The sequence below is a fragment of the Agrobacterium tumefaciens genome (genome assembly GCF_031801495.1).
Classification (GTDB): domain Bacteria; phylum Pseudomonadota; class Alphaproteobacteria; order Rhizobiales; family Rhizobiaceae; genus Agrobacterium; species Agrobacterium tumefaciens_K.
In genome coordinates, this window is the sequence record NZ_JAOEGC010000002.1 from 1,688,376 (window position 1) to 1,700,413 (window position 12,038).

The window sequence follows — 12,038 nt, forward strand, 5'->3', positions numbered from 1 at the left end:
GGCCTGTCCGCCGCTGTTAACGGTTGGGAATGCCCGTATATGCCGGGAAGATCAAGCCCCGAACACCGACCACCCGGTTTTTGTCGCCAGCATTTCCAGCGCGACAGAGCCAAGTGCCGAATTGCCGACCTTGTTTAGTCCCGGCGACCACACGGCAATCGACGCCTTGCCGGGCGCCACCGCCAGAATGCCCCCACCGACACCGCTCTTGCCCGGAAGACCGACATGATAGGCGAAATCGCCCGACCCGTCATAATGGCCGCAGGTCAGCATCAGCGCATTGATGCGCCGCGCCCGCCGATCCGACACGACCGTATGACCCGTCAGCGGATTGCGGCCGCGACTTGCCAGAAACAGCCCCGCGCGGGAGAGCTGCACGCAGCTCATGGCAAGCGCGCACTGATGAAAGTATACGCCAAGCGTATATTCCACCGGATGATGGATGTTGCCGAAGGAGCGCATGAAATTGGCAAGCGCCATGTTGCGGAAGCCGGTCGCCTGCTCCGACTTCGCCACCGTATCGTCGATGCTGATCGTGTCGTCATCGGCCAGATAACGCACGAAACGCAGGAGTTCGCCGATGGCCTCGCGCGGCTGGTGCCCGGCAAGCACGATATCGCTGACCACGATTGCCCCGGCATTGACGAATGGGTTGCGCGGAATGCCGTGTTCATGCTCAAGCTGGACGATGGAGTTGAAGGACGAGCCGGATGGTTCGCGGCCAACACGGTTCCACACGGTCTCGCCCGCCTTGCCGAGCGCCAGCGTCAGCATGAAGACCTTGGAAATGCTCTGGATCGAGAAAGGCGCCGCCGCATCGCCCGCCGTGTAGGTCGTGCCGTCCACCGTGGTCACGGCAATACCGAACTGCTTCGGGTCGATCTTGGCAAGTTCGGGAATATAGTCGGCGACTTTCCCCTCACCCAGCCGCGGCAGCATGCTGCCATGGATCTGATCGACGATCGCCTGAATGTCCTGCATGCCCAGCCTTCCTCAACAAACAAAAAAAGCCGCCCACAAGGGGCGGCTTCTTCAATAATAAAACCCGACGATTAACGCGAGTAGAATTCGACGACCAGATGCGGTTCCATGATGACCGGGTACGGAACGTCGGACAGCGAAGGAACGCGAGCGTACGTCGCAACCATCTTGTTGTGATCGACTTCGATGTAGTCCGGAACGTCACGCTCAGCGAGAGCAACGGCTTCGAGAACGATAGCGAGCTGCTTGGACTTCTGGCGAACTTCGATAACGTCGCCCGGCTTGCAACGGTAGGAACCGATGTTGACGCGAACGCCGTTAACCGTGACGTGGCCATGGTTGATGAACTGACGCGATGCGAAAACAGTCGGAACGAACTTTGCGCGGTAGACGATGGCGTCCAGACGCGACTCGAGCAGGCCGATCAGGTTCTCGGAGGTATCGCCCTTGCGACGGTTTGCTTCGTCGTAGGTGGCGCGGAACTGCTTTTCACGCAGCTCGCCGTAGTAGCCCTTGAGCTTCTGCTTGGCGCGCAGCTGCGTGCCGAAGTCGCTCATCTTGCCCTTGCGGCGCTGGCCGTGCTGGCCCGGGCCGTATTCGCGGCGGTTAACCGGGGACTTCGGACGGCCCCAGATGTTTTCGCCCATACGGCGGTCAATTTTGTACTTGGCCGATTCGCGCTTGCTCATCGTATTTCCTTCTCAAAAGGTTACGCCGACCTGTTGCCAGACCGGATTAAGGAAACACGCCCTCCTCTGAGATCCGTTTCAGAACCTCTGACAGGTTTCTCACACACGCTTGCGGAGAAGCCACGGGACATGTCGGTGATATTGACCGCCGAACGTCAGCTTATGAACTGCAGGACAGTCAACAAAACACACCGGACATTTCTGCCCGGCGTTGGCGCGGCTTCTAAACAGATTTTACAAATTTGTCAAACACGCCGCTCTCGATTTTTTTATCGCCACGGCTCTTGCAAAGCCCGGCCGGAATCTTATTTTCGCCTCGTGATCAGAACTCGGGCCCCTCTGGCGTGTTACCGGACAACACGTGATGTCGAGTTTCTATAGGATGGGGCCACGTCGATTTCTGATACACGATCCCCATCCATAAAGCCAACCTCGTCCGGCTAAAGGTTGACTGATGGAATTCCTTCTTTCAGATTTTCTCGGCACCCCCACATGGATGTGGGCGGTCTTTATTTCTCTCGTACTCGGCCTTCTCGCCCTTGATCTTGGCGTTCTGCATAAGAACTCCAAGGAAATCGGCATTCGGGAAAGCCTTTTGATGTCGGGTTTCTATATTGCCATCGGCCTCGCCTTCGGCGGGTGGATCTGGTACCAGTCCGGCCAGCAGTCGGCGATGGAATACGTCACGGGCTTCGTTGTCGAAAAAAGCTTGGCGATGGACAACATCTTCATCATCGCCATGATTTTTTCGTACTTCGCTATTCCGCGCCAGTATCAACACCGCGTCCTGCTGTGGGGTATCCTCGGCGTGATTGTCCTGCGTGGCATCATGATTGCGGCAGGCGCGGCAATCGTCGAAAACTTCCACTGGGTTCTGTATTTCTTCGCGGCTTTCCTGGTCTTCACCGGCCTGAAGATGCTCTTCTCGTCGGACCATGACGAAAACGACATCGGCAACAACAAGATCCTGAAGTTTCTGCGCAGCCGCCTGCCGGTGACAAAGAGCCTGCATGGCGAAAAGTTCTTCGTCAAGGAAACCGACGAGAAGACTGGCAAGCTGAAGACTTTCGTGACGCCGCTGTTTCTGGCGCTCGTCATGGTCGAGATTGCCGACCTGATCTTCGCAGTCGATTCGATCCCGGCGATCTTCGCGATCACCACCGACCCCTTCATCGTCTACACGTCGAACATCTTCGCGATCCTCGGCCTTCGTGCGCTGTACTTCGCGCTTGCCGCCCTCATGCATCGCTTCGCATATCTGAAGTACGCGCTGGCTGCGGTTCTGGTCTTCGTCGGCTCGAAAATCTTCGTGGCGGACATGCTGGGTATCGCCAAGATCCCGCCTGCCCTGTCGCTTGGCGTAACAGTCGCGATTCTTGCGACCGGCATCATCGGCTCGCTGATTGCCACGCGCAACGATGAGAAGGTTATCGACAAGGCGTAAATGCAAAAGGCGGCGAACGCCGCCTTTTCTCATCACTCGGCAGCGAAACTGATATCGCCATCTGCCGCATCCGCATCGCCGGGTGCGGTTTTCGCATCGAGATCGGGGAAAGCAACGATCCGCTTGCCGGAAAAGTCGGCGTGGACGACCACCAGTTCCTTTTCCTCGAAATAGCCGAGAAGACGTCGTGCGCGGCGGGCGGAATGCGTGCCATAGGCACGGGCAATCCGCGCATCGGACGGACAAGGCTCTTCTGCAAGCGCCGCCTTCACCAGAAGCAGGAAAACACCCTGTAGATCGTCCGACACGTTTTTGGAAAGCTCGAGCGCCTTTTGCCAGCTCTCGCTTGCCGCCATCTCAGCATCGACGCCGGAGCGGGTGATGGCGACCTGACGGCGAAATTCGGATAACACCATGGGCGTACCGCTTATACGGCGCATGCGGGCGCGAACCAGAAAATCCTGATAGAGCACGGCATCGGTACGGTAGGCAGACTGAGGATCGTCGAGAATTTCCGCCAGAACGCCGGCGATCTTTTCTTCCCGTTCCTCCGCACTCATCTCCGGCTGGCTCGAGCGTGTCTGCTCGGAAGCGGGCGCAACGGCCGCAGGCGTGGAGCGGGAAAGCTCTGCCAGAATATCTGTCGTCGGACGAGGCGCAGGCGGCGTGCGGCGCACGACCGGCCGGTTGAACTCTTCCGGGTCTGGCGTGAAGATCAGGTCTTCAACGTCCTGCGGTGCATCCGGCAACGGCATCAGCTTCGGCGAGGACGAACGCGCCGAGGTTTCCACGGTACCGATGACAATGGGCAGCGGACGGCGCGACAAGGCCGGACCGAGCGCCACGAAATTGCCGCGCTGAAGATCGCGGAACATTTCAGCCTGACGGCGATCCATGCCCAGAAGATCGGCCGCACGCGCCATGTCGATATCGAGGAACGTTCGGCCCATCAGGAAGTTGGAGGCTTCCGCCGCCACGTTCTTGGCGAGCTTCGCAAGACGCTGCGTGGCGATGACGCCAGCAAGTCCGCGTTTACGGCCCCGGCACATCAGGTTGGTCATAGCGCCGAGCGACGCCTTGCGGGCATCTTCCGTCACCTCGCCACCGACGGAGGGCGCAAACATCTGCGCCTCGTCCACGACGACGAGAACCGGATACCAGTATTCGCGGTCAGCATCGAACATGCCGTTCAGGAAGGCGGCAGCGGCGCGCATCTGCTGTTCGATGTCCAGCCCTTCCAGCGTCAGCACACAGGAGACGCGGTGCTGGCGGATACGGTTGGCAATGCCCGCAAGCTCCGCCTCGGTGCGTTCGCCATCCACGACGATATGACCGAACTTGTCGGCCAGCGTCACGAAATCCCCCTCGGGATCGATGATGACCTGCTGGACCCATGGAGCGGACTGCTCCAGAAGCCTGCGCAGGAGATGCGACTTTCCGGAACCGGAATTGCCCTGAACCAGCAGACGCGTGGCCAGCAACTCCTCGATATCGAGCTTGGCAGACTGCCCGCCCGAAAGCGTTCCCATGTCGATCCCGACCTGCACTTTTGACTTCCCTGCACTGCAATTGAATGAAACGGCCGACTCTTGAGAACCGGGCGAACATCCTCTTTAGCAAAAAATTAAACGAATGCCCCCGCCCATCACAACAATGCACAGGGAATTGCCGACGGATCACACCACCTTTGGAGTGCGGCCGAAAGACAGGCGACGCCCGAACACATTCAGCGCCAACCCGCCAACGACAAGCGCGCTGCCGATGATTTCCAGAAGCGTGATGTGTTCGTCGAATGCGACGTATGCACTCAGAAATCCGACGATCGGTACGAGCAGCGAGAATGGCGCAACCGTCCCGGCGGGATAACGCAGCAACAGGAAGCTCCAGATGCCCGCCCCGACGATCGTCGCACCGTATGCCATGTAGACCACAACGAAGCCGGTCATCAGATTGGCGCCCGCCAGACCATCGGCAATTGCCTGCGGCCCCTCCAGCAGCAGCGAAAGGACAACAAGCGGTAACACCGGCACGAGGCTTGTCCAGGCGACAAAGGAGATCGCGTTGACCGATCCAACCTTGCGATTGACGATGTTTCCTATCGCCCAACTGAACGCAGCGCCAACACACATCAGAAGCGGTATCATCGCAGCCGCCGTCATCCGCTCCGTGCCAATGACGACAAGACCGGCAAACGCCACCGTAGCACCGGCGATATGGGACTTCAGCGGGATTTCACCCAGCAGCGTTACCGCCAGCGCCATGGTGAAAAACGCCTGGGACTGCATGACGAGCGACGATAACCCGGCGGGAAGCCCCCACTTGATGGCTGTATAAAGCAGGCCGAACTGCGCACAGCCCATGACCATGCCGTAGACGATCATATGCCCCCACGGAACCTTCGGACGCGGCAGGAAAAATACCAGCGGCACAGCAGCGAAGAGATACCGCAGCGCTGTCAGGAACAGAGGCGGCATGCCCATGACGCCAATCTTGATGACAACGAAATTGAAGCCCCAGAGAAAAACGGTCACGAGGGCAAGAAGAATATGCGGCAGTGCCATTGGAATGTCCGAATGTCTAACCGCCATGAAGCGGCATTTCAGGAAGCAACCCTCTTCCAGCCCATAGTCAACAGGCCAGCCCCGATTAGCAGACTGCCGCCGGTACGATTGACGATGCGCTGGACGTTGGGTTTGCGAATGGTGTTGCGGGCTGCGCTCGCCAGCAATCCATAAAGCGCCGCATTGCAGGTGGCAAGCACGAGAAATGTCACCTCGAAAATCACGACCTGCGGCAGAAATGGCAGGGTCGGCACCAGGAATTGCGGCAGGAAGGCCACGAAAAACACGATGCTTTTCGGGTTCAGCGCCGTCACGATATATGCGTGCAGGAAGATTTTGAACGGCTTTTCCCGGCCCGTAACGCCCTCACCTTCTTTCATGTCACCGCTGACAGGCGCACGCCACAGCTTGATGCCGAGATAGATGAGGTACGCCGCGCCGATCCATTTCAACGCGGTGAACAGCGCGGCAGATGTTGCAAGCAGCGCTCCCAGCCCCAGCATGGAGGCCGTCATCGCCGTAAAATCGCCAAGCGCCACCCCCGTTACCGTCGCAGTGCTGGCCTTGCGGCCATGCCCCAGCGCATAGGAAATCACCAGCAGGATCGTCGGCCCCGGAATGGCGAGCATGACGGCGGATGCGGCCACAAAGGCCAGCCAGTTTTCAATCGGCATGAAAGAGCCTCCTGTTGGGAATGGATTGAGCAAGCCACGGAAACAACATGCTGGCAAGCGGTCTGTAGGGGCTCCGGCCACACCAGACGACATTTTATGTTTTCATCCCCGCCTCACCCGCTGACGTCATCCTCGGGCCTGCCCCGAGGACCCATCCAAATCAAAAGAATCAATGCTTTACGGATCATGGGGTCAAGCGCGAGGATGACGGAGGAAACGTTGTAGCCGCAATGTCGTGTCCTGTGGGCCAGGCAGGGCAATAACAATGCCCGCCGCAGGACATTTCAGCGATCCACGCCGAACCCGTACCGGTCCGGCGTGGATACCGTAAGTCAATCTTCAGAACCGAGGCGCCCAATATGGTGCAGCCCACTCGCGCCGCTTTTTCCGTGCGGAGGGTTCGATGCCGATATCGTCAAGCAATCTTTCCGGCAGCTCCTCGATACTTCCCGGCGGCGCACGCGGCACCATCGCGGCAATCAGAACCGTCTTGACGGTTCTCCAGACGCCGAATGCCACGAACAGACGATCGACCGCATCCGGCAGACCGAATACTACTATTGGTTGATTTTTATGCATAAGAAATCCATCCCGGCGCAGCAACGCAGCCAGGTCCTCTCGCGATGGAAAACGGCACGCGACGAAAGCGGACGCGGCTCGTCACCGCGCAGGCGCGCACGTCAAATGCCGGATGATGTGAAAATGCCAAAAGGCTTGGAGATCAGGCGTATCAGCCTTGTCGGAGGCAAGAACCTCGGGTCATATAACCACCGGAAACGTTGCCCGAAATAGCGGACACGCCAAAAAGGCGTACGTTGATATTTGCAGACATTCCACGCCTCCGTAGTTCGCGGTTATAGACGGAGGGAATGTGACACGAGACATCCGCCTGCGCAAGCGCCGCAATCTCGAATTGCATAAACAGCAAAAATCAGATGCAAAAAAGCAACAGTTATAGGGGCACTAGACGCTGAGCCCGAAACCTTGCATCAGGCGGCGCGTGGCGAAATCCGGATTTCCGGATGTGAACTTCGCAAAATCGAATCCGTCCGGATGCTCCGCCCCCTGAACGAACGGCACCAGATGACGGGCGCGGCGCGCAATCGCCTCTGCCGGGTCCAGCCAGTCGACCGGCCAGGGCGCCAGCTTCCGGAAAACGTTCGCCATGAACGGATAGTGCGTACAGGCCAGAACGACGATGTCGGTGCGTTTCCCGTCATTGTCGATGAAGCACGGTTCTATCTCGGCCAGAACCGCTTCATCGGAAATCGGTTCGCCCCGGATCCAGCTTTCGGCCATCCGCGCAAGGTTTTCCGAACCGACAAGGCGAACATGACACTGCGTCGCAAAGGACTGGATGAGATCGCGGGTATAGGCACGCTTGACGGTGCCCGGTGTGGCCAAAACGGAAACGAGCCCTGACCGGGTACGCTCCGCAGCCGGCTTGATGGCCGGTACGGTGCCAACAAAGGCCATCTCCGGAAACTTCGCCCGCAGATCGGCGCCTGCGAGCGTGAAGGCCGTGTTGCAGGCAATGATGCAGACTTCGGGATCGTAATCGCACAGAAGCTCTTCGAACAGCTCGAGGATACGAACCTTCAGCGCTTCTTCTTCCCAATTGCCATAGGGAAAACCCGCATCGTCGGCGACATAGATGAAACCGCGCTCCGGCATCAGCACCCGCGCTTCACGCAGAACCGTCAGCCCCCCGATGCCGGAATCGAAGACCAGAACCGGCTTCAGCTCCGCTGCATCCCTATCAGTCGCCAGCGCCATTCTCCGGTGTCCCCTCGCCGTCCTTGCCCTTGTCAGCCTGCTTCGACCAGCCCCGCGGGAAGCGGTCGAGCGAGTTGATCACGCCGCGAAACACGCTGATCTCCTGCTCGGAGAACCCACGTCTGGAAAGCACCGCGCGCAGGTTGTCGACCATTTTGGGCTTTTTTTCAGGCGGATGGAAATATCCGCGCGCTTCGAGCGCTTCCTCTATGTGCTCGAAAAGGCCGAAAACCTGTTCCTTGGTCGAAGGACGCTGCTCGACGGACCGGAAAGCCGTATCTTCCAGATCCTCCATACCGGACTTCATCCATTCATAGGACATCAGCAGAACGGCCTGGGCGATATTGAGCGAAGCGAACGCCGGATTGACCGGAAACGTCACGATCTCGTCGGCAAGGGCAACCTCTTCGTTGGTCAGCCCCCAACGCTCGCGCCCGAATAGGATACCAGTCTTCTCACCAGCCTTGAACTTTGCCCGCAGCGTCTCGGCGGCCGTCACTGGCGCTCGCACGGGCTTGAAGCCATAGCGTTCGCGTGCCGTGGTGGCATAGACGAAATTGAGATCCTTGATCGCCTCTTCCAGCGTATCGAAAACCTTGGTGCCATCGATGACATGGTCGGCCTTGGAGGCGGCGGCGCGCGCCTTCTCGCTCGGCCAGCCGTCTCTCGGCTTGACGAGACGCAGTTCGGCAAGGCCGAAATTGGCCATTGCCCGCGCCACCATGCCAATGTTTTCACCCAGTTGGGGCTCGACCAGAATGATGGCCGGGCCTTCTGCCATAAGTTCAAGCTCGCTATTTGTACCTGCCATTGTCGCCTTCCGATTTTTTGGCGCTTCGCCTTTTGGCGCTCACTCGCACAATTTTCGGCGCAAATCAAAGGCACGCGGGCGAAAAGCCCGTTTATTCGCCCTTGATGATGGTCGCCATCTCTTCGCGAAGCGAATCTCTGCCCTCATCGCCGACACGATGAATATCGTTGATGACCGGCCGGCCGTCCTCCTCGATCACGTCGAAACCCACCTCATCGACCGTCGCCTTCATCTCGGCCTCGTCCATGCAGGCCCACAGCTTGAACTTTGCCGTGACACTGGTCACGCCATCCTTCGCCGGTGCGGCTTCAACGGACACGTCCTGCAAGGGGCAGCCGTCCTGCGAATTGGTCACGACATCGTAGCCGAACGGGTCGCCGGTCGTGCCGCTTTCAGCCTCATAAGCCGGCTTCTTGGATGCTTCACGGTATTGTGCGACGAATTCCTTGCTGAAAAGGCCAGCGAGCATGTCTTCGTCAAAAATGTATTTCCAGTCCTCCGCTTCTCCGGACCAGTTCTTGACGGTGATGTCCATGATCTTCTGCACCGGTTCGGTGGGGCTGGCCGCGAAAGCGCTGCTGGACATGAAAATTGCGGCGGTGGCGATGAAAGTGGTCCGCATGATGTGATCCCGGAATAGGCCCGTGTCGGGCGAAGCGATTCGCCTGACTGTATTGCGGCAATATGGTTTGGCAATGCTCAAAGCAGCAAAGGCGTTGCGCCAAAAAAGCGCTTCTCATGGCTTTGCCTAACGCGTGTGCGATGCTATAGCCGCACCGGATATTTTTTCCATATATCGGCGGCTTAATGCCGCAGCTTCGAAGGTGAGGAATTCATGGCAAAGATCAAGGTAGCCAATCCGGTCGTCGATCTCGACGGCGACGAAATGACCCGTATCATCTGGCAGCTCATCAAGGACAAGCTGATCCTGCCGTACCTCGATCTCGATATCGAATACTATGACCTCTCGGTTGAAAACCGCGACGCCACCAACGACCAGGTTACCGTCGATGCGGCACACGCGATCAAGAAGCATGGCGTCGGCATCAAGTGCGCGACGATCACGCCGGATGAAGCACGCGTCGAGGAATTCGGCCTGAAGCAGATGTGGAAGAGCCCGAACGGCACGATCCGCAACATTCTCGGCGGCGTCATTTTCCGCGAGCCGATCATCTGCAAGAACGTTCCGCGCCTCGTTCCCGGCTGGACGAAGCCGATCGTTGTCGGTCGTCACGCCTTCGGCGACCAGTACAAGGCAACCGATTTCAAATTCCCCGGCAAGGGCAAGCTGACGATCAAGTTCGTTGGTGAAGACGGTCAGGTCATCGAAAAGGACGTCTTCGACGCCCCGAGCGCCGGAGTTGCCCTGGCGATGTACAACCTCGACGAATCCATCCGCGAATTCGCCCGCGCCTCCATGAACTATGGTCTGATGCGCAAGTGGCCGGTTTACCTCTCCACGAAGAACACCATCCTGAAGGCTTACGACGGCCGCTTCAAGGATATCTTCGAGGAAGTCTACCAGACCGAGTTCAAGGCGAAGTTCGACGAGATCGGCATCATCTACGAACACCGCCTGATTGACGACATGGTTGCCTCCGCACTGAAGTGGTCCGGTGGCTACATCTGGGCCTGCAAGAACTACGACGGCGACGTGCAGTCCGACACGGTTGCTCAGGGCTTTGGTTCGCTCGGCCTAATGACCTCCGTTCTTCTGTCTCCGGATGGCCGCACGGTCGAAGCAGAAGCTGCACACGGCACGGTCACGCGCCACTACCGCCAGCACCAGAAGGGTCAGGAAACCTCCACGAACTCGATCGCTTCGATCTTCGCCTGGACCCGTGGCCTCGCGCATCGCGCCAAGCTGGACGATAACGCCGAACTGGCGAAGTTTGCAGCCACGCTGGAAGAAGTCTGCGTTGCAACCGTTGAGAGCGGCTTCATGACCAAGGACCTCGCGCTCCTCATCGGTCCGGATCAGCCGTGGCTCTCGACCACTGCCTTCCTCGACAAGATCGACGAAAATCTTCAGAAGGCCATGGCTGCCTGATCTGCCTGATCGCAAAGCATGAAAACCCGGCCTATGGCCGGGTTTTTTTATGTCTTCCGTGGTGCTTTACCCTTGGATATCCCAGCACGGAACACTGGTTACAACGCCGGGTTTCTTTTTCAATCACCATATCTTGATTAGACGTGACACTAGGCGCACACTCCGCAACCGATCGCGGCCGTATGCGAAGCTGACCACGAAAACAACAATAACCATCTGAATTCGAACTTCACCCAACTGGCCCGGTCAATAATGCCACCGCTATATCGGCCCCCGACACAAGTGCCGGTTGCCGAATTGCATGCTGCGTGGCTGAACGAGCTGGAGCGTCCATGCCTCCATCCGAGCCAATGGCGCTCTGAAGTGCGCTTCAGGAGGAGGAGCCATGAGCGAACTGATATTTTATACAAACCCCATGTCGCGCGGCCGCATTGCCCGCTGGATGCTTGAAGAAGTGGGGGTACCCTACAAGACGGAAATCCTCGGCTTCGAAACATCCATGAAATCGCCCGCCTATCGCCTGATAAATCCGATGACCAAGGTTCCGGCCATCAAACACGGTGATACGATCGTGACCGAAGCCGCCGCCATCTGTGCCTATCTGGCAGACGCCTTCCCCGGCGCCAATCTTGCGCCGACGCCGAAATCGCGCGGACTTTATTATCGCTGGCTTTTCTTCGCGGCAGGCCCGCTTGAAATGGCCGTCAGCATGAAAGCGCTGGGTTACGACGTGCCAAAAGAGAAAGTGCGGATGGTTGGCTGCGGCAACTATGACGACGTGATAAACACGCTCGAAAGAGCCGTCAGCGAAAACCGCTATGTGGCCGGTGACCATTTCTCCGCCGCGGATGTCTATGTCGGCTCACTCATCGCATGGGGCATGCAGTTCGGCTCCATCGAAAAACGTCCGCACTTCCTCGAGTATATCAGCCACCTCGGCGAACGGACGGCCTACAAACGCGCCCACCAGCTTGACGACGAGGCCGCCAGGGATTTGCAGACGGCGGGCTGACGCCTTTTCGGGAAAAACGAAGAGTTCTGAAAAACAAAAA

At 58.4% G+C, this 12,038-nt stretch carries 12 protein-coding genes; 3 read left to right on the forward strand and 9 right to left on the reverse strand.

What is annotated here, in order from left to right; translation table 11 throughout:
- Window positions 1–51: 51 nt before the first annotated feature.
- Window positions 52–981, reverse strand: a complete 930-nt coding sequence (locus N7578_RS17630; RefSeq protein WP_311111552.1) for a glutaminase — start codon at window positions 979–981, stop codon at window positions 52–54.
- Window positions 982–1,052: 71 nt separating this feature from the next.
- Window positions 1,053–1,670, reverse strand: a complete 618-nt coding sequence (gene rpsD, locus N7578_RS17635; protein ID WP_138793889.1) for a 30S ribosomal protein S4 — start codon at window positions 1,668–1,670, stop codon at window positions 1,053–1,055.
- Window positions 1,671–2,124: 454 nt separating this feature from the next.
- Here rpsD and N7578_RS17640 point away from each other — a divergent pair, with 454 nt between their 5' ends.
- Window positions 2,125–3,114, forward strand: a complete 990-nt coding sequence (locus N7578_RS17640) for a TerC family protein (RefSeq protein WP_311111553.1) — start codon at window positions 2,125–2,127, stop codon at window positions 3,112–3,114.
- Window positions 3,115–3,146: 32 nt separating this feature from the next.
- On the opposite strand, the gene N7578_RS17645 is transcribed toward N7578_RS17640, so the two are convergent.
- The 7 genes from N7578_RS17645 to N7578_RS17675 all read right to left on the reverse strand — a co-directional run bounded on the left by N7578_RS17645 (window position 3,147) and on the right by N7578_RS17675 (window position 9,558).
- Window positions 3,147–4,661 (reverse strand): ATP-binding protein, encoded by a 1,515-nt coding sequence (locus N7578_RS17645; RefSeq protein WP_311111554.1) that lies wholly within the window; start codon window positions 4,659–4,661, stop codon window positions 3,147–3,149.
- A gap of 129 nt (window positions 4,662–4,790) precedes the next feature.
- Entirely contained in the window at window positions 4,791–5,675 is an 885-nt protein-coding gene (locus N7578_RS17650; protein WP_311111555.1) for an EamA family transporter, read from the reverse strand.
- Between the two features lie 38 nt (window positions 5,676–5,713).
- Window positions 5,714–6,349, reverse strand: a complete 636-nt coding sequence (locus N7578_RS17655) for a LysE family translocator (protein ID WP_311111556.1) — start codon at window positions 6,347–6,349, stop codon at window positions 5,714–5,716.
- A 339-nt stretch (window positions 6,350–6,688) separates the two neighbouring features.
- Window positions 6,689–6,928, reverse strand: a complete 240-nt coding sequence (locus tag N7578_RS17660) for a hypothetical protein (RefSeq protein WP_311111557.1) — start codon at window positions 6,926–6,928, stop codon at window positions 6,689–6,691.
- Window positions 6,929–7,312: 384 nt separating this feature from the next.
- Entirely contained in the window at window positions 7,313–8,125 is an 813-nt protein-coding gene (gene murI, locus N7578_RS17665; RefSeq protein WP_311111558.1) for a glutamate racemase, read from the reverse strand.
- On the reverse strand, window positions 8,109–8,936 hold the full coding sequence (locus N7578_RS17670) for an RNA methyltransferase (protein ID WP_311111559.1): 828 nt from the start codon (window positions 8,934–8,936) through the stop codon (window positions 8,109–8,111). Before N7578_RS17670 ends, murI begins: the two co-directional genes overlap by 17 nt.
- A 91-nt stretch (window positions 8,937–9,027) precedes the next feature.
- Window positions 9,028–9,558: a hypothetical protein gene (locus tag N7578_RS17675; RefSeq protein WP_311111560.1), complete on the reverse strand. Its 531-nt coding sequence runs from the start codon at window positions 9,556–9,558 to the stop codon at window positions 9,028–9,030.
- A gap of 213 nt (window positions 9,559–9,771) precedes the next feature.
- Here N7578_RS17675 and N7578_RS17680 point away from each other — a divergent pair, with 213 nt between their 5' ends.
- Both N7578_RS17680 and N7578_RS17685 read left to right on the forward strand, forming a co-directional pair.
- Window positions 9,772–10,986 (forward strand): NADP-dependent isocitrate dehydrogenase, encoded by a 1,215-nt coding sequence (locus tag N7578_RS17680; protein WP_311111561.1) that lies wholly within the window; start codon window positions 9,772–9,774, stop codon window positions 10,984–10,986.
- 385 nt (window positions 10,987–11,371) lie between these two features.
- Window positions 11,372–11,998, forward strand: coding sequence for a glutathione S-transferase family protein (locus N7578_RS17685; protein WP_311111562.1), 627 nt, complete (start codon window positions 11,372–11,374; stop codon window positions 11,996–11,998).
- Window positions 11,999–12,038: the final 40 nt, after the last annotated feature.

Excerpts from the sequence above, each read along its gene's own strand:
- N7578_RS17630 (WP_311111552.1), bottom strand. The coding sequence starts at position 981 with ATGCAGGACATTCAGGCGATCGTCGATCAGATCCATGGCAGCATGCTG.
- rpsD (WP_138793889.1), bottom strand. The coding sequence starts at position 1,670 with ATGAGCAAGCGCGAATCGGCCAAGTACAAAATTGACCGCCGTATGGGC.
- N7578_RS17640 (WP_311111553.1), top strand. The coding sequence starts at position 2,125 with ATGGAATTCCTTCTTTCAGATTTTCTCGGCACCCCCACATGGATGTGG.
- N7578_RS17650 (WP_311111555.1), bottom strand. The coding sequence starts at position 5,675 with ATGGCACTGCCGCATATTCTTCTTGCCCTCGTGACCGTTTTTCTCTGG.
- N7578_RS17655 (WP_311111556.1), bottom strand. The coding sequence starts at position 6,349 with ATGCCGATTGAAAACTGGCTGGCCTTTGTGGCCGCATCCGCCGTCATG.
- N7578_RS17660 (WP_311111557.1), bottom strand. The coding sequence starts at position 6,928 with ATGCATAAAAATCAACCAATAGTAGTATTCGGTCTGCCGGATGCGGTC.
- murI (WP_311111558.1), bottom strand. The coding sequence starts at position 8,125 with ATGGCGCTGGCGACTGATAGGGATGCAGCGGAGCTGAAGCCGGTTCTG.
- N7578_RS17670 (WP_311111559.1), bottom strand. The coding sequence starts at position 8,936 with ATGGCAGGTACAAATAGCGAGCTTGAACTTATGGCAGAAGGCCCGGCC.
- N7578_RS17675 (WP_311111560.1), bottom strand. The coding sequence starts at position 9,558 with ATGCGGACCACTTTCATCGCCACCGCCGCAATTTTCATGTCCAGCAGC.
- N7578_RS17680 (WP_311111561.1), top strand. The coding sequence starts at position 9,772 with ATGGCAAAGATCAAGGTAGCCAATCCGGTCGTCGATCTCGACGGCGAC.
- N7578_RS17685 (WP_311111562.1), top strand. The coding sequence starts at position 11,372 with ATGAGCGAACTGATATTTTATACAAACCCCATGTCGCGCGGCCGCATT.